Genomic DNA, 20,350 nt, shown 5'->3' on the forward strand with positions numbered 1-20,350 from the left:
AATATAGCAATATTTCGCCTTTCTATTTTACCTCTCGTTAATACCCGCGCAAGGACTGTTGTACATCTGTCACACACATCAAGGTTTAGTTAGAATTCTCTACAAAATGAGAGCTTTCATTGTTGAGCCCGCCCCCCTTTCGGTTATTTTAGGTCTTACCGAATTAATCGGGTTTTATCAGAGGGGACGTTCTTTCGTGGAACGCACTCGAACTTAGGAGATTGGCTTTCCATGAACATTCGTATGATGTTGCTTGGTTCTGCAGCTGCCCTCATCGCTGCACCGGCATTCGCAGCAGACGCAATTGTCGCTGCCGAGCCGGAACCGGTTGAATACGTTCGCGTCTGCGACGCCTACGGCACCGGCTACTTCTATATCCCGGGCACGGAAACCTGCCTGAAGATCGAAGGTTACATCCGTTTCCAGGTTAACGTTGGCTCGAACGTCGGCGGTGACAACGACTCTGACTGGGATGCAGTTACCCGTGGTCAGGTTCAGTTCACAGCTAAGAGCGACACCGAATACGGCCCGCTCACCGGCGTGATCGTTCTCCAGGCCAATGCCGACAACGCAACGAACCAGGAAACGATCCTCGACTCCGCTTACCTTGACGTCGCTGGCTTCCGCGCTGGTCTCTTCTACTCCTGGTGGGACGATGGTCTCTCCGGCGAAACCGACGACATCGGTTCTGTCGTAACGCTGCATAACTCGATCCGTTATCAGTACGAAACCGGCACCTTCTACGCTGGTCTCAGCGTCGACGAACTGGAAGACGGCGTCTATCAGGGTGACGTGGATCCGGTCACCGGCCTCCTGGTTCCGAACGATGGCCCGAACAATGTCGGCGTTGCCTTCGGTATCGGCGGCACGGCTGGCGCCTTCAGCTACCAGATCACCGGCGGCTGGGACTTCGACAACGAAGACGGCGCAATCCGCGCTATGGGTACGGCTGAACTCGGCCCGGGCACGCTCGGCCTGGCTGTCGTCTACTCCAGCGGCCCGAACTCCTACTACTCGACGGCTGAATGGGCAGTTGCTGCCGAATACGCCATCAAGGCAACGGACAAGCTGAAGATCACTCCTGGTGTTCAGTACTATGGCAACTACATCGGCGGTGCCAGCGCGTTCGACACCGTTCCGGATGACTTCGACGGTACCGGCGACGCCTGGAAGGTCGGCCTGACGGTTGATTACCAGATCGTCGACAACTTCTACGCCAAGGCTTCCGTCCAGTACCTGGATCCGGAAGATGGCGACGACTTCACGACGGGTTACTTCCGTCTGCAGCGCTCGTTCTAAGCTGAATATTGAAGACCCCGGGATCGCATCTCGGGGTTTTTCATCACAGGCTTCTGGTTTGGTGACCTCCAATTCAGAAGAAAGAGGTCGATCCGGTTCCCTGCCGGATCGACCTCACCCATCGATACAGAAATCCACTCCTGTAGATGGTTCTGGCTCGCCCTCATCCGAGGGCGAGCTTTTTACTTGACGGGACTGGATTGTCCGACGGACGGGGGTCTCTGTCGGCGGCTGAGAGTCTGAAGAACCCAGCCGCCGATTTCCTGCAGGAAAAAATGCAGCCGGTAAGCGTAACGATTGTCCTGGTCGCAGATCGCGAACGCGCGCCTGTCCTGGACAGGGACGGAGCGATTGTTCAGACTCCGGGACGAGATCGCTACGCGCTTAAACCATGTTCAGCGGTATCAACTGGCGCAGTCTTGGGTCGCGCAGATACAGGCCACTCCAGGCAGCAATCCCCAGAAGCAGGCTGACGATCTGGGGAGGCGTAAAAAACTCGCCCAGGCGGAAGTGTGTGCAGATAGCGCCACCGAGAAAACCGGTTACCAGTATCGCACCAAGGAAGGCTGTTTTCGGAACAGCATAAAGGATCGCGCAGATCGCAATGATAATGCCGAGTGCCGGAGCAAGATTGACTGGGAAACCGGTTGCCTCCATTTCCGCCCTTATGAAATCAGGTGCAAAAAGGTTGGTGGCCGCATCAGCAAGAAGCAGAACAACAACTGTCGCTGACAGAATTCGCCCAATCCAGATCGACATTATTGCTGCCTCTTCAATTGCCGGTCACAACCCGGCTTATGGTGTGGTCTGGATGTTGTCAATTCAGCAGCAACCGCGCAATCGGGGATTTGGTCCTCCGCGTCCGATCACGTCTGCAGTTCCAAACGTTACTGTCATGATTGCCGCCTTACGCAGTCTGTGCTGGCCGTGGCAACTATTTCTCTCTCGCCGAGGCAAAAACGACGCTGGCATCGCTGACGATTTCCACATGCAAATAGGCTGCCTTTGCAGCGGCTGCACCATCTGCCCGCATGATCGCGGTCACGATCATATCGTGCTCATCATAGGATTTCGCGAGCCGACCCGGCAGCCGGAACTGCGCGCGGCGGAAGGGCGCGAGCCGGGCCCGGCTCTGGGTTACCAGCTCATAGATATGCTCGTTATGCGCACCGCGATAGAGCCGGGTGTGGAACTCGGTATTGTGAACAGCATAGTCCTCTTCCGCACCCTGATGCACAAGCCGAGCGGAAGCGCGATGTTCGATTTCCAAGATGCGCCGCTCATCGACCGTCATACGTTCGGCGGCCAAACGCGCGCAGACCCCTTCGAGCTCCGCCATCGCCTCGAACATCGAATGCAAATAGGTCTCGGTTACGTTGGTGACGAGAGCGCTACGGTTCGGCTCGCGATCGACGAGCCCCATTGCGCCGAGTTCGCGAAGCGCCTCGCGCACCGGCGTGCGCGACACTTCGAAACGGGCCGCGAGCGAGATCTCGTCAAGCTTATCGCCTGGCAGCATCTGCCCGGTCACGATCATATCGGCAATAGCCCGCACCATCTGCTCGACAGTCGTTCCTGCCCTGATGATCTCTCTGCGCCTGACCTGCTTCAAGGAATGATTCTGCCCATTGACGAATGCATACACATGCATTGTTGACGCCGCAAAGTCAAATATAGCTGCAACTCATTGTTTTAATAAAGAAACGTACTGGCCGATGCGCCGCGACACAGTACGCAGAAGCATCTGACGCCGAAATTAGCTAATTTTATAGTCTCTGCATAGTTTTTAATCTTGTGTGGCTAAAAATTGCATACACTTTTCTACAGTGTTTTGCGGACCATTGAATATTTCCAATGCATTCAATGGAATAAAATCTGGCACGGTCATTGCATACACTTTTCCGTAACCGATTGAACCGGCAAAGCCGCCATAAGGGAGCATTCCGATGACCAAACTCCTTTCCATGAACCGTCGCCATTTCCTCCAGGCTTCTGCTGCCACCGCCCTGGTCGGCGCAGCTCCCGGCTTCCTCTCCTCGCCTGCACTTGCGCAGACTGCGCTGACCGTTGGCTTCATCTATGTCGGCCCGAAGGATGACTATGGCTATAACCAGTCGCACGCCGAGGGCGCTGCAGTCGTCAAGGCGCTACCGGGCATTACTGTCGTCGAAGAAGAAAATGTGCCGGAGACCGTCGACGTCCAGAAAACGATGGAATCGATGATTAATCTCGATGGCGCGACCCTGCTGTTCCCGACCTCCTTCGGCTATTTCGACCCGCATATGCTGGCGATGGCCGCCAAATATCCCGATATCCAGTTCCGCCATTGCGGCGGCCTCTGGCAGGAAGGAAAGAACCCGGCCAATACCGGTTCCTATTTCGGCTATATCTTCCAAGGCCAGTATCTGAACGGCATTGCCGCTGGCCATGCTACGAAGAGCAAGAAGATCGGCTTTGTTGCCGCCAAGCCGATCCCGCAGGTTCTGCAGAACATCAACGCCTTCCTGCTCGGCGCGCGCACGGTCGATCCGACCATCACCTGCCAGGTGATCTTCACCGGTGAGTGGTCACTCGCAGTCAAGGAAGCAGAAGCCACCAATGCGCTGGTCGATCAGGGCGCCGACGTCATCACTTGCCATGTCGACAGCCCGAAGGTCGTCGTCGAGACGGCCGCCGGCCGCGGCGCCTTCGTCTGCGGCTATCACGCCAACCAGAGCCCGCTTGCTCCCGAAAAGTACCTCACTGGTGCGGAATGGGCCTGGGGCAATGTCTACAGCGATTTCGTCAAGAAGGCACAGGCCGGCGAAAAGCTCGGCAATTTCGTCCGCGGCGGCCTGAAGGACGGTTTCGTCAAGATGAGCGCACTCGGACCCAGTATTGCCGAGACGGGTCGCAAGGCTTTCGAAGCCACCCACGCCGAGATGATGAAGGGCGGCTTCTCGGTCTTCAAGGGTCCACTGAAGGACAATAAGGGCAATTCCGTCGTGACCGCCGACAAGAGCTATGCCGAAGACGCGATCGAGCTCGAGAGCATGAATTATCTGGTCGAGGGTGTCGTCGGGTCCACAGCGTAAACCGGCAAGGGAGAAGCGCCATGACTGTCCAGGCCAATGATCCCGCAATATCAGTCCCTTCCGAGAAATCGGCGTCGCTGCGCCCCTTCCTCGAATGGATCGCGCGACATGCCGAACCTGTTGTCATCGGCCTTGTGGCCATCCTGATCGGTCTTGCGCTCTTCTCCCTCTTCATCCTGGCGATCGGTAAATCGCCAGCGATGCTCTTCCAGCTTATGTATACCGGCGGCTTCGGCAGCTGGTTTTCGGTGCAGAACAGCTTAAGTCGTGCCGCACCCCTTCTCCTGACGGCACTCTGCGTCGCCCTGCCCGCCCGCCTCGGCCTCGTCATCATCGGCGGGGAAGGAGCGGTCGTGCTGGGCGGCGTTGCCGCCGCGGCCATGGCCATGCCGCTTGCCGGCACCGCGCCTGTTTTCCTGACCCTCATTCTCATGGGCATTGCCGCCATGGTGGTCGGCGGTATCTGGATCGGCCTAGCCGGTTTCCTGCGCCACTATCGCGGCGTCAACGAGACGATCTCGTCGCTACTGCTCTCCTATATCGCCATCGCCCTGATGAACCAGTTCGTCGAAGGGCCGCTGCGTGATCCTGCCAGCCTCAACAAACCTTCGACCACGCCGCTGCCGCCAGAATATATGCTCGGCAACATCCCGGGCATGGACGTGCATTGGGGCCTCGTCATCGGCATTGTCGCCTGTATCCTCTCCTGGATCCTGATCGAGGTGACGAGCTACGGCTTTGCGGCCCGCATCGCCGGCGGCAATGTACGCGCCGCCCAGATCCAGGGCCTGCCAGTCGGCAGGCTAATCGTCGGCTTCACCGCGATCGCCGGCAGTTTTGCAGGCCTCGCCGGCATGGTCGAAGTCGCCGCGGTGCAAGGCAGCGCCAATGCCTCGCTTGCCGCGGGCTACGGCTATACCGGTATCCTCGTCGCCTTCCTCGCTCGTCACAATCCGCTGGCAATCATCCCGGTCGCGATCCTGCTCGGCGGCATCGATGCCTCGGGCGGCCTCATCCAACGCCGCATGGGGTTGCCGGATGCCACCGTTCTGGTGCTGCAGGGCACGCTCTTCATCGTCATTCTCTTCTGCGAGACCTTCTATGGCCGCTTCAAGATCTTCAATCCCGACCTCTGGAAAAGGAGCCTCTGATGGAAGAGACAGGTATCGGCATATGGGGCGTGCCCCTCGGCATCCTCGCAGGCGCCATCCGCGTTTCCACGCCGTTCATTTTCGTCAGCCTCGGCGAGACCATCACCGAGCGCTCCGGCCGCATCAATCTCGGCCTTGAAGGCACACTCGTCTTCGGCGCGATGACGGCTTACGCCGTTGCCGTCATGAGCAATTCGCCCTGGCTCGGCGTGCTGGCGGCCATGGCGACGGGTGGGGTCTTCGGCCTCGTGCATGGCTGGATCTGCAAATGGCCTAAGGTCAACGATATCGCGATCGGCATCGCCATGATGCAGTTCGGGCTCGGTCTTGCCTTCTTTCTCGGCAAGCCCTTCATCCAGCCGGCAGCCCCGCACCTGCCTGCAATCCCCTTGGGTTTCTGGTCCAGCATGCCCCAGATCCAGGCGGCGCTGAATATCAATGTACTCTTCCTGCTTGGCGCGGCACTCGCCTTCATACTCTGGTGGGCCTTCAAGAACACCCGTGTCGGCCTGATCCTGCGCGTCGTCGGCGACAGCACTGATGCCGCACGCGCCATGGGCATCAATCCTGATCGGGTCCGCCTGCTGGCAACGGCCGTCGGCGGTTCGCTGGCGGCAATCGGCGGCGCCTATCTGTCGCTCTATTATCCCGGCTCCTGGAATGAGGGCATTTCCTCCGGCCAGGGCCTGATGGCCGTCGCACTCGTCATCTTCGCCCGCTGGAACCCGATCGGCTGCTTCCTCGCCGCTCTGCTCTTCGGCGGCGCTGGTGCGCTCGGGCCGGCACTGCAATCGGTCGGCGTCACGCAGGGCTACTACCTTTTCTACGCCGCTCCCTACGTGCTGACCCTGGTCATCATGATTGCGACGTCCTCGCCGACACGTTCGCTCGCCGGTGCACCCGGCGCGCTTTCCCTGACGAAATAAGCGTGAAAGGAGCCAAGCCATGAACGGTCTCGGCGGATTGAACAAGGCGGAACATGGCGTCGGCATGGGCCTTGTGCAGCTGCAGCTTCCGGTCACCGTGACAAGGGAAGACCTTACGCGCCAGACGCAGGTCATCGTCGAACTCGTTGCCAAGGCGCGGCGCAACCAGCCGGGCATGGATCTGGTCGTCTTTCCGGAATATGCCCTGCACGGCCTGTCGATGGATATTAATCCGGAGATCATGTGCACGCTCGACGGGCCGGAGGTCGCAGCCTTCAAGAAGGCCTGCAGGGAGAACGCGATCTGGGGCTGCTTCTCGATCATGGAGCTGAACCCTGATGGCATGCCCTATAATTCCGGTATCATCATCGACGATAAGGGCGAGCTGACGCTCTACTACCGCAAGATGCACCCCTGGGTGCCTGTCGAACCCTGGGAGCCCGGCAATTTCGGCATTCCCGTTATCGACGGGCCGAAAGGCGCCAAGCTCGCGCTCATCATTTGCCATGACGGGATGTTTCCCGAGATGGCGCGCGAATGCGCCTACAAAGGCGCGGAAATCATGATCCGCACGGCCGGCTATACGGCACCGATCCGCGAAAGCTGGAAATTCACCAACCAGTCTAACGCCTTCTGCAATCTCATGGTCACGGCGAGCGTCTGCATGTGCGGCTCGGACGGTACCTTCGATTCGATGGGCGAAGGCATGATCTGCAATTTCGACGGCTCGATCATTGCCCATGGCACCTCCGGCCGGGTCAACGAGATCATCACCGCCGAAGTGCGTCCCGATCTCGTGCGCGAAGCCCGCCGCGGCTGGGGTGTCGAAAATAATATCTACCAGTTCGGCCATCGCGGCTACGTCGCCGTTGCCGGCGGCGCTGGCGATGCACCTTACACCTACATGCATGACCTTATTGCCGGCAAATACCGCCTTCCCTGGGAGGATCAGGTGAAGGTCACGGATGGCACATCATGCGGCTTCGACAAGCCGGCGCGCCGCTACGGCGAAACATTCAAACTCGCGGGTGAATAGGAGAAGAAGACGATGGACGCCATAGTCGAAACCAAAGGACATTATGTCGACGCCGATCCCTATGCCTGGCCCTATAATGGCGCCCTGCGGCCGGACAATACCGCGCTCATCATCATCGACATGCAGACGGATTTCTGTGGCAAGGGCGGCTATGTCGACCACATGGGCTACGACCTGTCGCTGGTGCAGGCGCCCATTGAGCCGATCAAGAAGGTGCTCGCAGCCATGCGCGCCAAGGGCTACCACATCATCCACACACGCGAAGGCCATCGCCCTGATCTTGCCGACCTGCCGGCCAACAAGCGCTGGCGCTCACAGCGCATCGGCGCTGGTATCGGCGATCCAGGCCCGTGCGGGCGCATCCTGACCCGAGGCGAACCCGGCTGGGACATCATTCCGGAACTCTACCCTGCCGAAGGCGAGACGATCATCGACAAGCCCGGCAAGGGTTCCTTCTGCGCGACCGATCTGGAACTGATCCTCAACCAGAAGCGTATCGAGAACATCATCCTGACCGGCATCACGACCGACGTCTGTGTCTCCACCACCATGCGCGAGGCGAATGACCGCGGCTATGAGTGCCTGCTTCTGGAAGATTGCTGCGGCGCGACCGACTATGGCAACCACCTGGCCGCCATCAAGATGGTCAAGATGCAGGGCGGCGTCTTCGGTTCCGTCTCCAATTCTGAAACGCTTGTGAGCCAGCTGCCATGAGTACGGTCCGCGACACTCCCCTTCCGCAGGCCGGCAAGGCCGTCGGCATCGACACGATCGACATGACGATGCGCTTCGGCAGTTTCACCGCGCTCGATCACGTGTCGATCAACGTACCCTCGGGCAGCTTTCATGCGCTGCTCGGCGAAAACGGCGCCGGCAAGTCGACGCTCGTCAAATGCATCATGGGTTTCTACCACGCCACATCCGGCGCGCTTTCCGTCGATGGCCGTGAAGTGGCGATCGCTTCGCCGAAGGATGCTGCAACTTACGGCCTCGGCATGGTCTACCAGCACTTCACGCTGGTCCCTTCGCTGACGGGTGCGGAAAACCTCGTCATCAGCCGCGCCGAAGTGCCTGCCATCATCAACTGGGCGAAGGAGCGCAAGGATCTTGCTGCCTTCATGGAGCGTATGCCCTTCAAGATCCCTCTCGATCGGCCGGTGAGCGAACTTGCCGCCGGCGAAAAGCAGAAGCTCGAGATCGTCAAGCAGCTCTATCTCGGCCGCTCCTTTCTGGTACTAGACGAGCCGACCTCGGTGCTGACGCCTGCCGAAGCCGACGAGATGCTCGGCCTCGTGCGTGGCATGACCGAACGAGGCGAGCTGACCGTGCTGATGATCTCCCACAAATTCCACGAGGTCACAAAATTTGCCGATGCCGTCTCCATCCTGCGGCGCGGTAAGCTGGTCGGCACGGGCAAGGTGGGCGAGGTTTCGACCGCCGACATGGCGGCGATGATGATCGGCGACGTCAAACTGGCCGAACTCGACACCCGCGTTCCAATTTCCGACAATGCCAGGCCGGTGCTGACGGTCGAGCAGGTCAAGGCGCCGGACCGTTCAGGCCTCAAGACCATCGAGATCGGCAATCTCACTGTTCGCTCCGGCGAGATCGTCGGCATTGCCGGCATATCGGGCAATGGCCAGAAGGAACTGACGGAAATCCTCGCCGGCCAACGACCGACCGATACCGGCCGCGTCAGTGTCAAAGGCGAGACCTATGGCGCGACGCGCCCGGAGACCCGCAAGAACAATGTCCGCTTCATCCCCGAGGAGCCCCTGCAGAATGCCTGCGCCCCGCGCATGACGGTCAGCGAAAACCTCGCCTTCCGCACCTTCGATCTCAAGGCGGATGGTAAGGATGCGATCTGGCTGAACAAGGCCAAGATGAAGAAACGCGCCACCGACCTGATCTTCGATTTTAAAGTCAAGACGGCCTCCTCCTCCTCGCCGATTGCGGCGCTTTCCGGCGGCAATGTGCAGCGCGCCGTGCTCGCCCGCGAACTGACGGGCGAGGTCGATCTGCTGATCGTCTCCAACCCCTGTTTCGGCCTCGATTTCTCAGCCGTTGCCGAGATCCGCGCCCGCATCATGAGAGCCCGCAATTCCGGTACGGCCGTGCTGCTGCTGTCCGAAGACCTCGATGAGCTGCTCGAAATGTCCGACCGCATCATGGTGATTTCCGAAGGCAAGCTGGTCTACGAGACACCGGCACGCTCGGCCGATATCGGCATCATCGGCGCACATATGGCGGGGCATCACTGATGGCAGAGATCAAGGCAGAACCCTTCGCCTTCCCGGCGAAACACGACCAACTGGCCCTCATCGTCATCGACATGCAGCGCGACTTTGCCGAGCCGGGCGGGTTCGGCGCCAGCCTCGGTAATGATGTCAGCCGCATCACCAGGATCGTGCCGGATGTCAAACGCCTCATCCAGGGCTTCCGCAATGCCGGCCTGCCGGTCATCCATACAATGGAATGCCACCAGCCCGACCTTTCGGATCTGCCGCCGGCAAAGCGCGATCGCGGCAATCCGACACTCCGCATCGGCGATGCGGGGCCAATGGGCCGTATCCTGATTGCGGGTGAGCCCGGCACGGCAATCCTTCCGGAGCTTGCGCCACTCAAGGGCGAAGTGGTGATCGAAAAGCCCGGCAAGGGCGCTTTCTATGCCACCGAGCTTGGCGACGTGCTGCAGGAAAAGGGCATAAAACAGCTCGTCTTCGCCGGCGTGACGACGGAAGTCTGCGTTCAGACGACGATGCGCGAGGCGAACGATCGCGGCTATGAATGTCTGCTCGCCGAAGAGGCGACGGAAAGTTACTTTCCCGAATTCAAGGCGGCTGCCATCGCCATGATCCGCGCCCAGGGCGCGATCATCGGCTGGACGGCGCATGTCGACGACATCCTGGAGAGCATCGCCCATGCCTGAGACTACCCGCGAACTCCTAACTTCAGATGGCTGGAAGACACTTGAATTCGGCCCCTTCCGTGATGAAGTGACGATCCATTGGATCCGTCCTTTCGACGGCGACCAGCCGGGCGTGGCGCTGCTGAAATATGAGGCCGGCGCCAGCGTTCCCCGCCATCGACATGAAGGACTGGAAACAATTCTTGTCCTGGACGGCGTGCAATCGGACGAGGCAGGCGACTACGGCCGCGGCAGCTATATCGTCAATGCGCCGGGCACCGAACATTCGGTCTGGAGTGATACCGGCTGCGTGGTGCTGATCCAGTGGGACAGGCCGGTGAAAATACTGGGAGAGGAAGCAGCGTAAATTCGGCAGCACCTGCTTCGTCAATCCAACGACTGAGCGAGGCTGGCTGACGGCCAGCCTCGCGTTCAGAACTTGTTCAGGCCGATTGGACGGCTTTGATACGGTCAAGGCCACCAACGACAGAGGCGAAATCGTCCCAGACGCCCTGTGCACCCTTCTGCCATTCATCGAAGGCTTCGGGCTTCAGCAGCTTGCCGCCGTTCTTCAGCGAGATTTCGACCGATGCGACCTCGTCACCGACGATCAGCTGGTTGAAGTAGGCCGCACCTTCCGTGGAGGCCTGCTGGAAGACGGCCTTCTGCTCGTCGTTCAGACCGCCCCAGAAGGTCGACGAATAATAGATGATGCCCGACGCCCAGATGTGGCGGGTCTCGGTCATGTAGGGCACGACCTCATAGAGCTTGAAGCCGGCGTAGGCCGATTTGGTGAGGTCCATCGCGTCAGCAACTCCGGTTGCCAGCGCATTATAGGTCTCGGTGATCGGGATGCCGATCGGCGTCGTGCCGAAAGCGCTCCAGAGCTTGGTGTGCAGCGGGCTCTGGATGACGCGGATGCGCTTGCCCTTCAGTTGTTCCGGGCGCGTCACCGGCTCCTTGGTGAGCAGATGACGGGCGCCGTAATTGATGAAGTCGCCGACGACGAAATTCTGCGCCTGCAGCTTGCCCTTCAGATCGGCGCCGACTTCCCCGCTGACGGTGCGGCGTACATGGTCGGCATCGCGGAACAGGAAGGGAAGGTCGAGGATCTGCAATTCCGGCGCCCAGCCGGAGAGCGAAGAGACCGTCGAAAGGCTGGCATGGATGGAGCCTAAGCGAACACCTTCCGCCACTTCCTTTTCGCCGCCGAGCGCACCGCTCTTGACGATGTTGAACTTGAACTGGCCCGGCAGCTTGGCTTCTACCAGCTCGCTGATCTTTACCCAGATCTTCGTCTCCGGCTTATCGTCGCCGAGCAGCGAGGCGATGGTAATCGTCGTCGTACGGGCAGCCGCCGTGCGAACGAAGGCCGGGGCGGCAAGGGCAGTGCCGGCAAGCGCGGCGGTCTTCAGGAAATTGCGTCGGTTGAGATTGTCCATGAATGAGGTCCTGTCCGTTAGAAGATAATCGCCCAGGCGCAAAGGATTGCGAGGGAGACGAGAAGGGCAAGCAGATAGGGAACGACCGCCTTGAAGAGGGCGGAAGCTGGAATGCGGGTCACGCCGCTGACGACGAAGATCAGCATGCCGAGCGGCGGCGTCAGGCCGTGGATCATCAGGTTGACGACGATGATGACGCCGAAATGAATGGGATCAATGCCTGCGGCGACGGCCGCCGGCAACAGGATCGGGCCGAAAAGCAGGATCGCCGCGCCGATGTCGAGAACGAGGCCCACCACAAGCAGGATGATGTTGGACAGCAGGATGACGGCGAGCGCACTGCCGCCAAGCACCGTCGTCAGGTGTGAGATCAGGCCCGAGACATCGTCGACCGCAAGCAGGAAGGCAAAGGGGCCAGCCGTGCCGATCAGCAGGCCGATCGCGGCGGCCTCGACAGCCGCCTGCCGGAAGGCCGTGTAAAGCGAGAGTACGCCAAGCCGCGCACCGATGCCGAGCAGGAAGGTGTAGAAGGCGGCAAGGGCCGCGGCCTCCGTCGTCGTGACGATGCCGATGCGAATGCCGACCACGACGATAACGCCGAGACCGAAGGCGGGGATCGCCTGGACGGCCGACTGCCAGCGCTGCGCCGACGTGGCTCGCGGCAGCGGCGCCTGATCGCGGACCGTCAGATGGATGGCGACCGCGAGGCAGATCGCCATCAGACCACCGGCAAAGAAGCCCCCGACCAGCAGGGAGCCAACCGAAAGATTGGTGGCGGTTGCCAGGATCAGGAAGGCGATCGACGGCGGGATGACATTGTCTAGAACCGAGGTCGCCGCGATGATCGCTGCGGCCTTGGCCGGCGGATAACCGTGGCGGACGAGCTCCGGCTGGAAGGTGGACGCACCGAAGGCGGCATTAGCAACCGAGGAGCCGGATGCACCGGAAAAGAGCACGCTAGTGAGCAGCGTCGTCTGGGCGAGACCGGCACGGCGATGGCCGACCATGGCGGCAGCGAAACGCACGAGCTGGTTGGCAACGCCCGATGCCGTCAGCAGACCGCCAGCAAGCAGGAAGAAGGGGATGGCAAGCAGCAGGAATTTCGAAATGCCGGTGACGGTCGAAGAGACGATCGCCGGCTCCGGCAGGCTGCTGCCGAAAGCGATCACCACATAGGCGGCGGCCAGGAAGGCATGCGGCAAGGGTGCTGCAAGCACGAGGCCAATAGCGGCAATCAGGCCGAGGAAGATGCTGGGCGGCCAGTCGAGTTCGACGGAGACGAAAGGAATGCCGGCATAGAGTGCCACGCCGACTGCGAAGGAGAGCAGGACCGGCCAAGCCTTTCCTTCGGCGATGCGCTGCAGCAGAAGAACGACGAGGATCAGCGCGCCGCCGGCGCCGAGAAAGCCGAAACGGATCCATTCCGGCACGCCGAGCGTCGGGGAAATACCGCCAAGCATGGTCATGATCTCGCTGCCGCCGAAGCTCAGGATGAGACCGGAAAGCACGGTGAAGATATCGGCGGCCACCTGCGTTGCCGGGTAAAGGCGCTCCGGCATCATCTTCACGAAGACGTCAAGACGCATGGCAAGCGCGCTGTTGAGACTGAGCGGTGCGCCGAGCGCGATCAGCAACACATGCAGCCAGATGCCGAGATCTTCAGCGCCGATGAAGCCAGCCGCGAAGAAATAGCGCATGCAGACCGTGACCAGCACCATGACGAGCAGCACGGCAAGCACCGACGCGGCGGCAATGCCAAGGACGCCTTCGATCGTCTTCAGGATGCGGGCTGCAAGCCCGTTACCTGTCGTCTCCTGTTCGGCTGGGTGGAATTCGCTTGCTGCCACAGAACTTGCTTTCTTGCCGGAGGGTCAGGCGCTCTTGACGGTGGAAAGGTCGCGATCGAAGAGCGTCGACCAGGTGTAGTTGCGCGCCTTCGACACTTCCCTGCTGACATCAAGACGCGGCAGAACCTTTTCGCCGAAACGATAGGCTTCCTCAAGCAGCGGCATGCCGGAAAGAATAAAGGTTTCGACGCCGGCCCTCTGATAGGCCTCCAGCGTGCGCAGCACCGTATCGGGCGAGCCGACAATCGCCGTGCCGGGACCGGGCCGTACCAGGCCGATGCCAGCCCAGAGATTGGGCGCCACTTCGAGATCACGCAGGTTGTCCGGCTTCAGGCCGCCATGCAGCGCCGTCATGCGCTGCTGGCCGACGGAATCACTGCGGGCGACGAAACGCTGGTTGGCGGCAATCGCCGCATCGTCCATGCGGCCGTAAAGGTCGGCGGCAGCTTCCCACGCCTTTTCGTCCGTATCACGCACGATCACATAAAGGCGGATGCCGTATTCGAGCTCACGTTCATATTGGGCGGCACGCGCCTTCACGGCCTCGACCTTGCCCTTGATCTGATCGGGCGTCTCACCCCAGGAAAGGTAGGTATCGACGTGCTTTGCCGCGACGTCGAGCGCCTTGTCGGAAGAGCCGCCGAACCAGAGTGGCGGCGGGGCGATGCTTTCGCCAACCGGAAGCGCGAGCTTGGCGCCGTCGGTGGAGAAATACTTGCCTTGATAGGTGACGCTCTCGCCGGCGAAGAGTCGATGCCAGAGCTGTAGATATTCATCCGCCATGTCGTAACGTTCATCGTGCGGCAGCATCATGCCATAGGCGCCGAGCATCTTGGCATCGCCTGAGACGACGTTGATCAGCAGGCGGTCGCGAGCAAATTCCTGAAAGGTCGCGGCCATCTTGGCCAACAATGTCGGCGCGACGAGACCGGGGTGGATGGCGACGAGGAACCGCAGCCGTTCGGTATGGGAAAGCAGCGCGCTTGCCAGCACCCAGACATCGTGGGCACCGGTCGCAAAGAGTGCGCCAGTGTAACCCAGATGATCGTAAGCCTGGGCGAGCTGCTTGTAATAACCGTAATCGACCGGACGCGAGCCTTCCGGCTGCCACGGATAGGCGCCGTCAGGAGCACACATATACCAGAAGACGTTCATTCCCGGCTCCTCACTTCGTTGCTTCCAGCGGCCCACCAATGGCGACCGCGCGATCAAAATAGCCGTGGCGAAAAAGCGTGTCGGCTTCCTCCTGCTGCTCGGCCAGCACTGCTGCATCGATCGGCACGACCGAGAAATCGCGTGCGCGTACCACCCTCTCCCAGGCCTCGGCGTCGATACCGCTACGGTCGTTTTCCGCCAGAAGGTGAGCTGCCCTTACCGGATCGGCGGCGATCTCGCTGCCAACACGGGCAAGCTCCAAGGCAATGCCGGCAATTTCGCTAGGGGAAAGTCCGATGCGCGCGAGGCTCCAGAAGAGCGACCGGTTGGGGATGGTGGCGCCACAGCGGACGATGAGACGGAGATCCGTCCGCTCGATCACCTTCTCCAGCCGCGGCGACATGGCGATCCAGGCATCGACCCTGCCCTCCAGCAGCTCCGTCAGGGAATCCCGCGTGCCGCTTTCGATGCGCTCGACGTCACCAAGCGCGAGATCCTCGCCCTCCAGGCTGCGAGCGAGCAGATAGGTGTGAAACGAACCGTCGATCAGCGAGATTTTTCGGCCGGCAAGATCAGCTACCGAGCCGATATCACTGTCGGCGCGCACGAAGATCGCGCCATTGGCTGGCCGCGGTGCCGATGCGGCGACATATTCGACATGAAGGCCACGCGCATCCGCCTCGATCGGCGGCGTCGAGCCGGTTCCGCCGACATGGATCGCGCCGCCTTCCAGCAGCGAGGCTGTGTCGCGGCCTTCATCATAGGGAACGAAGATCGGATCAAGCCCGGCAAAGGCACCCGGCCATGCGCTGGCGAGCCGCAAGTGGAGATTGTTGGGATGAACGCCGATTCTCATCTTCATTCCGGTCGGGATTGTCATTGCGATCAATCTACTTTTTTATAAATTGAAAGCGAGAAAAGTCCTGCCGGAGACCGGTGGGAAAACAGATCAAAAACCTATTAAATCTACCGAAAATAAAATCTTTTATCGCAGTTGCGCCCGCAAAGCGGCCGGGCATTGAAATTTCCGAGCACTCACTTTACTTTTTTGTAGAACAAGAGAGATGGCGATGACCAAGCCCGTATCATCGAGAGTCTGCCGCAGTGTCGGCGAGGCGAGCGAACTTCTGAAGCTGGTCGCCAATGCGAACCGGCTGGCAATCGTCTGCTATCTGATGGAAACGGAAGCATCGGTGTCTGCGCTGGAAGACGAACTCGGCATCCGCCAGCCGACGCTTTCACAACAACTTGCGGAATTGCGTGAGGCAAACGTCATCGAAGGGCACCGCGACGGCAAGTTGATCGTCTATCGAGTCGTCGATCCGAGGATTAAGACCATCGTCCACGCGTTGCGGGACATGTTCTCCGGCCTCGACGACGTCACCGGCCGTTTCGGCATGGCAAAGCTGCCGGTCGATGAAGTGATGTTCGACTGATCGCTCCTATGATCGACTTCTATACCTGGATCACCCCGAACGGCCTGAAGATATCGATCGCACTCGAGGAATTCGGGCTTCCCTATAAGGCCCACACGATCGATATCACCAAAGGTGATCAGTTTTCCGCCGACTATGTGGCGATCAATCCGGGCAGCAAAATCCCAGCCATCGTCGATCACGAAACCGGTATTACCCTCGCCGAATCCGGGGCCATTCTTCTCTATCTCGCCGAAAAGAAAGGACGATTCCTGCCGCGTGAAGGTGCTGCTCGCCATCACACGATCGAATGGCTGATGTGGCAGATGGGCGGCTTCGGGCCGACGCTCGGTCATGCCCATCATTTCCTGACTTACAATGAAGGTCGCGCGCCCTTCGCCGAAGAGCTTTTCCGCAAGGATACAATAAGGCTCTATGAAACACTTGATGCAAGACTTGAAGGCCGGGAGTACCTTGTCGGCGACTATTCCATCGCCGACATGGCCGTCTGGCCCTGGGTTTCGCGCTTCGTGCGCCACAAAATCGACCTCAGCGACTTCCCGAATGTCCGCCGCTGGTATCTGCAGCTTGCCGCCCGGCCACAGGTGAAGCGCGGCTACGAAGTGCCGCATTTCACCACCCCGGTTCCGCTGCCGCCAGGTGTCTAAGCATTGGTTTCGGATAGGCAGTCGGCCTATCGCGTAAACATCAGCCGCATGCGCGCCAGAATGCCCTTCATGCCCGGTATGGAGGTCGCTCTCAGATGGCGGGCGACGACACCCGCATCGACCCGTGCTCCGAAATGGCAGGAGCAGACGAGCCCGTGCAGTTGCCGATCGTTAAGATCGAAGAAGCTCTGGGCGTCCCCATAAGTATCGCCTTCGAGACCCGCGGCACGCAGAACCGGATCGTCATAGGCTACGGATATGGGTGACCCGGTGATCCTCATCAGTGTCCGCTGGTCGCGGGGTAGATATTCGGTTTCCCGAAGGGTAACGAGCGAACGCGCAGGATCGACTTCCAGAAGCTCAGCCCACCGGTCCAACCGCTCGGCGCGAGACAGTTGTGGCGTGGTACGGCTGACCCTGGCTATAGCCTTAAGCTGATCGACTGCGTATTGTTCCATGACGGCCTCCTATTTGGAAAAATAGACTGCACGCCCCCTCTGAAAGGTTGATCCCAACTACGCAGCCTGTCCAATCACGTTTGAAGAATCGTGTCTCTTAAATGCAGGCAGAATCCCGCCACTCAGGCGAATTCGCTCTGTCGCGAAAATGTCCGCGGGTGGGCGACGTGCTTCCGGACGACACTCTCCTTGCTGTCGAGTTCCTCCAGCAGAACGTCATAGCTCCAGAGATCGGCAAGGTGCTGCAGGACGAGCTTAAGATCTTCTTCTTCCAGGAACTCGTCATTGGTGGCTCGGTGCTGCAACAGCAATCTACGGTCACCTGCGAGATCGACGTCGACGATCTCAATCGCCGGATCGGTATGGCCAATATCGTAGCCGCGGGAAAGTTGCCGGCGGATACGCCGATAACCGCGCTCGTCATGGATCGCGGAAACCAGGATACCCTCCTGAATCTCCGGGTCGTCATGGAGCTGGAACATGCGCCAGCGCCGCATGAGGCTCGGGCTCAGGAACTGGCTGACGAAACTCTCGTCGCGGTAGTTGGCCCAGATATCACGCAGGACCGCCATCGGATCGCCCCGTCCGGCGATGTCAGGAAACCAGTCGCGATCTTCGCCAGTCGGCTCCGTCACGATGCGCTCGATATCCTGCATCATCGCAAAGCCCAACGCATAGGGATTGAAGCCAGAGAACCGCCGATCATCGTACATCGGCTGGAACACGACATTGGTGTGCGATTTCAGAAACTCGAAATAGTTGCCGTCGCTGAGTTGCCCGCGCTCGTGCAGGCGCTGCATGATGTTGTAATGGACGTAGGTGGCGGTCCCCTCATTCATCACCTTGGTCTGGCGCTGGGGATGAAAATACTGGGCGACGTGGCGCACGATGCGCAAGATCTCTCGCTGCCAGGAATGCAGCCGGGGCGCGGATTTTTCGAGGAAGTAAAGGATATTGTCCTGCGGCAAACCGAGTGCGGCACGCCGGTGCTCGAGATCGCGATCGGACTTGTTGCGCTTGAGGCCGACAGGCACGGTGCGCCAGAGATCGTTGAAGATCTTCTCCTCGTGCGCACGGCGCTCCTGCAGCCGCTTTTCTTCCTGCCGGAGGTCGACCGTCGTCTTGCCGGCATAGCGGTGCACACCGTGCGACATCAGCGCATGTGCGGCATCGAGCGTGCGTTCGACGGCCACTTCGCCATATCGTTCTTCGCAACGCGAGATGTAGCTCTTGGCGAAGTCGAGATAATCAAGAATACCTTCGGCGTCGGTCCAAAGCTTGAACAGATAGTTGTTCTTGAAGAAGTGGTTATGGCCGAAGGCAGCATGCGCAATGACCAGCGTCTGCATGGTCGCCGTATTCTCCTCCATGAGATAGGAGATGCAGGGCGAACTGTTGATGACGATCTCATAGGCGAGGTCGCGCATCCCGCGGCGGTAGAAGGCTTCGTGATGGGCAAAATGCTTCCCGAAGGACCAGTGGCGATAGAACAGCGGCATGCCTGTCGAGGAATAGGCATCGAGCATCTGCTCCGATGTAATGACCTCGATCTGGTTCGGATAGACATCGAGGCCCAGTTCCCCAAGCGCGATGTCCTCACAGGCATCATGAATGCGCTGCAGGGTCGGAAAATCCCAGTCAGCCCCTTCAAACAGAAGCTTTTCCTTATGCCGCGTGCTGGTCTTCATGGCGTAGCCCCTGCCTTGGCAGCCTTCTTCTGAAACAGGTCATGGAAAACAGGGAATATCTCGTTCCTGCGGCAGACCTTGCGTATGGCAAGAGGCAGAGCTGCGGAGCGGATCTCCTGATAGAGCGTCCAGAGCGGTGACCTAGACATTGAGGAATCCCCGTCTTCCTCACCGACTTCGATATAGGCGAAGTACTGGCAGACCGGCAGGATTTCCTGCTGCAGCAGCTGGCCGGTCAGAGCGCCGTCGGAATAGGAATTGTCGCCATCGGAGGCCTGCGCCGCATAGATGTTCCATTCCGTCGGATCGAACCGCGCGGCAACGATCGAGCGCATGACCGCCAGCGCACTGGAAACCAGCGTGCCGCCTGTCGCCGGGCTATAGAAGAAAGTCTCCTCATCGACTTCCTCCGCCTTTTCAGTATGGCGGATGAAGACGATCTCCACCTTCTCATAACGCTGCGACAGGAAGAGGTAGAGGAGCAGGTAGAAACGCTTGGCGAGATCCTTCATATGCTCGCTCATGGAACCGGACACGTCCATGAGGCAGAACATCACCGCCTTGACGACAGGCTTCGGTGTGTTTTCAAAGCGCCGGTAGCGGACGTCGAGCGGGTCGATATAGGGGATGCGCTTGCTCTTGAGCGTCAGGGTCCTCAGCCTGTCTTCAAGAACAAGGCGCTCTTCCGCATTGTCGCATTCGTCGATCTGCTTCTGGAGCGCCTCTATTTCCTCTACCTTCGGGCGATGAAGCGCCAGGCGCCGCATCATGGCAAGGCGTGTCGTGCGCCCGACGGCGATGTTGGAGGGGGAGCCGGAGACAGAAAAACCGGCCCTTTGCGGTGTCACCTCCTCGGTCTCGCTCAGTCGCCGCTTGGCGAGATCAGGCAATTCCAGATCTTCGAGGAAGATGTTGAGGAACTCCTCCCGGGTCAGGACGAAGCGGAAGCCGTCTTCGCCGTCGCCCTCCCCCGCCTCGGACGAACGGCCGCCGCCCGATGCCGGCGGACGCTTGATGAAATCACCCTCGACGAATTTCTGATTGCCGGGAAGGATACGATCCTGAATTCCCCCTCCGCCCCGGTGAAGGCCCGGTTCGGCCATGCCGCCGATCGGGAGAGTAACTTCACCGCCATCAAGCACATCGCGGATGGAGCGGTTTTGCAAAGATCGTTTAACCGCTTGTGCTACGGCGTCCTTGGCACGCCGTAGAAACCGTTGTCTATTTTCTAAACTTTTACCGCGCGGATTGAGCCGCCGGTCAATGATGTGCATGTTTGCTCC

The 20,350-nt window shown here is 59.9% G+C and carries 21 protein-coding genes; 11 read left to right on the forward strand and 10 right to left on the reverse strand.

Going from position 1 to position 20,350, the window contains the following annotated elements; genetic code table 11:
* The first annotated feature begins 231 nt into the window (after nt 1–231).
* The gene (locus AB8B33_RS29835) at nt 232–1,299 is read left to right on the forward strand and encodes a porin (RefSeq protein WP_439018134.1); all 1,068 of its coding nucleotides are present in this window, start codon (nt 232–234) and stop codon (nt 1,297–1,299) included.
* A 384-nt stretch (nt 1,300–1,683) separates the two neighbouring features.
* Here the strand turns inward: AB8B33_RS29835 and AB8B33_RS29840 are convergent, their stop codons facing one another.
* From AB8B33_RS29840 to AB8B33_RS29850, 3 genes are all read right to left on the reverse strand, one after another.
* Nucleotides 1,684–2,058 (reverse strand): DoxX family protein, encoded by a 375-nt coding sequence (locus AB8B33_RS29840; RefSeq protein ID WP_439018135.1) that lies wholly within the window; start codon nt 2,056–2,058, stop codon nt 1,684–1,686.
* Between the two features lie 175 nt (nt 2,059–2,233).
* Nucleotides 2,234–2,950, reverse strand: coding sequence for a GntR family transcriptional regulator (locus AB8B33_RS29845; RefSeq protein WP_439018136.1), 717 nt, complete (start codon nt 2,948–2,950; stop codon nt 2,234–2,236).
* 135 nt (nt 2,951–3,085) lie between these two features.
* On the reverse strand, nt 3,086–3,253 hold the full coding sequence (locus AB8B33_RS29850; protein WP_439018137.1) for a hypothetical protein: 168 nt from the start codon (nt 3,251–3,253) through the stop codon (nt 3,086–3,088).
* Between AB8B33_RS29850 and AB8B33_RS29855 the strand changes: the two genes are divergently transcribed.
* The 8 genes from AB8B33_RS29855 to AB8B33_RS29890 are packed head-to-tail and all read left to right on the forward strand — an operon-like array spanning nt 3,246 to nt 10,761.
* Nucleotides 3,246–4,373 (forward strand): BMP family ABC transporter substrate-binding protein, encoded by a 1,128-nt coding sequence (locus AB8B33_RS29855; RefSeq protein ID WP_439018138.1) that lies wholly within the window; start codon nt 3,246–3,248, stop codon nt 4,371–4,373. The genes AB8B33_RS29850 and AB8B33_RS29855 overlap by 8 nt on opposite strands.
* A 20-nt stretch (nt 4,374–4,393) precedes the next feature.
* On the forward strand, nt 4,394–5,524 hold the full coding sequence (locus AB8B33_RS29860) for an ABC transporter permease (RefSeq protein WP_113322959.1): 1,131 nt from the start codon (nt 4,394–4,396) through the stop codon (nt 5,522–5,524).
* A complete protein-coding gene (locus AB8B33_RS29865; protein WP_113322960.1) occupies nt 5,524–6,450 on the forward strand; it encodes an ABC transporter permease in 927 nt (308 codons plus the stop codon). Before AB8B33_RS29860 ends, AB8B33_RS29865 begins: the two co-directional genes overlap by 1 nt.
* Nucleotides 6,451–6,469: 19 nt before the next feature.
* Nucleotides 6,470–7,486, forward strand: a complete 1,017-nt coding sequence (locus AB8B33_RS29870) for a formamidase (protein ID WP_439018139.1) — start codon at nt 6,470–6,472, stop codon at nt 7,484–7,486.
* A gap of 12 nt (nt 7,487–7,498) precedes the next feature.
* Entirely contained in the window at nt 7,499–8,200 is a 702-nt protein-coding gene (gene biuH, locus AB8B33_RS29875; RefSeq protein ID WP_439018140.1) for a biuret amidohydrolase, read from the forward strand.
* The gene (locus tag AB8B33_RS29880) at nt 8,197–9,747 is read left to right on the forward strand and encodes an ABC transporter ATP-binding protein (protein ID WP_439018141.1); all 1,551 of its coding nucleotides are present in this window, start codon (nt 8,197–8,199) and stop codon (nt 9,745–9,747) included. Before biuH ends, AB8B33_RS29880 begins: the two co-directional genes overlap by 4 nt.
* On the forward strand, nt 9,747–10,415 hold the full coding sequence (locus AB8B33_RS29885) for a cysteine hydrolase family protein (protein ID WP_439018142.1): 669 nt from the start codon (nt 9,747–9,749) through the stop codon (nt 10,413–10,415). Before AB8B33_RS29880 ends, AB8B33_RS29885 begins: the two co-directional genes overlap by 1 nt.
* Entirely contained in the window at nt 10,408–10,761 is a 354-nt protein-coding gene (locus AB8B33_RS29890) for a cupin domain-containing protein (protein ID WP_007826658.1), read from the forward strand. The genes AB8B33_RS29885 and AB8B33_RS29890 overlap by 8 nt, the downstream gene beginning before the upstream one ends.
* Nucleotides 10,762–10,837: 76 nt before the next feature.
* Here the strand turns inward: AB8B33_RS29890 and AB8B33_RS29895 are convergent, their stop codons facing one another.
* From AB8B33_RS29895 to AB8B33_RS29910, 4 genes are read right to left on the reverse strand one after another with little or no spacing between them, the layout of a single operon-like run.
* Entirely contained in the window at nt 10,838–11,836 is a 999-nt protein-coding gene (locus AB8B33_RS29895; RefSeq protein ID WP_439018143.1) for a TRAP transporter substrate-binding protein, read from the reverse strand.
* A 17-nt stretch (nt 11,837–11,853) separates the two neighbouring features.
* Complete coding sequence (locus AB8B33_RS29900) at nt 11,854–13,683, reverse strand: TRAP transporter large permease (RefSeq protein ID WP_439018144.1); 1,830 nt, start codon at nt 13,681–13,683, stop codon at nt 11,854–11,856.
* A 24-nt stretch (nt 13,684–13,707) separates the two neighbouring features.
* Complete coding sequence (locus AB8B33_RS29905) at nt 13,708–14,838, reverse strand: LLM class flavin-dependent oxidoreductase (RefSeq protein WP_439018145.1); 1,131 nt, start codon at nt 14,836–14,838, stop codon at nt 13,708–13,710.
* Between the two features lie 10 nt (nt 14,839–14,848).
* Complete coding sequence (locus AB8B33_RS29910; protein WP_439018146.1) at nt 14,849–15,694, reverse strand: ABC transporter substrate-binding protein; 846 nt, start codon at nt 15,692–15,694, stop codon at nt 14,849–14,851.
* 214 nt (nt 15,695–15,908) lie between these two features.
* Here AB8B33_RS29910 and AB8B33_RS29915 point away from each other — a divergent pair, with 214 nt between their 5' ends.
* Both AB8B33_RS29915 and AB8B33_RS29920 read left to right on the forward strand, forming a co-directional pair.
* Entirely contained in the window at nt 15,909–16,274 is a 366-nt protein-coding gene (locus AB8B33_RS29915) for a metalloregulator ArsR/SmtB family transcription factor (RefSeq protein ID WP_113323003.1), read from the forward strand.
* An 8-nt stretch (nt 16,275–16,282) separates the two neighbouring features.
* Nucleotides 16,283–16,921, forward strand: coding sequence for a glutathione S-transferase N-terminal domain-containing protein (locus tag AB8B33_RS29920; RefSeq protein ID WP_439018147.1), 639 nt, complete (start codon nt 16,283–16,285; stop codon nt 16,919–16,921).
* Nucleotides 16,922–16,947: 26 nt separating this feature from the next.
* On the opposite strand, the gene AB8B33_RS29925 is transcribed toward AB8B33_RS29920, so the two are convergent.
* The 3 genes from AB8B33_RS29925 to AB8B33_RS29935 all read right to left on the reverse strand — a co-directional run bounded on the left by AB8B33_RS29925 (nt 16,948) and on the right by AB8B33_RS29935 (nt 20,341).
* Complete coding sequence (locus AB8B33_RS29925) at nt 16,948–17,379, reverse strand: hypothetical protein (RefSeq protein WP_113322968.1); 432 nt, start codon at nt 17,377–17,379, stop codon at nt 16,948–16,950.
* A 122-nt stretch (nt 17,380–17,501) separates the two neighbouring features.
* Nucleotides 17,502–19,067, reverse strand: coding sequence for a SpoVR family protein (locus AB8B33_RS29930; RefSeq protein WP_113322969.1), 1,566 nt, complete (start codon nt 19,065–19,067; stop codon nt 17,502–17,504).
* Nucleotides 19,064–20,341: a YeaH/YhbH family protein gene (locus tag AB8B33_RS29935; protein WP_439018148.1), complete on the reverse strand. Its 1,278-nt coding sequence runs from the start codon at nt 20,339–20,341 to the stop codon at nt 19,064–19,066. The genes AB8B33_RS29930 and AB8B33_RS29935 overlap by 4 nt, the downstream gene beginning before the upstream one ends.
* Nucleotides 20,342–20,350: the final 9 nt, after the last annotated feature.

Origin of the sequence: Rhizobium sp. 768_B6_N1_8 (assembly GCF_051811225.1) — a bacterium.
In the GTDB taxonomy this organism is placed as follows: Bacteria; Pseudomonadota; Alphaproteobacteria; order Rhizobiales; family Rhizobiaceae; genus Rhizobium.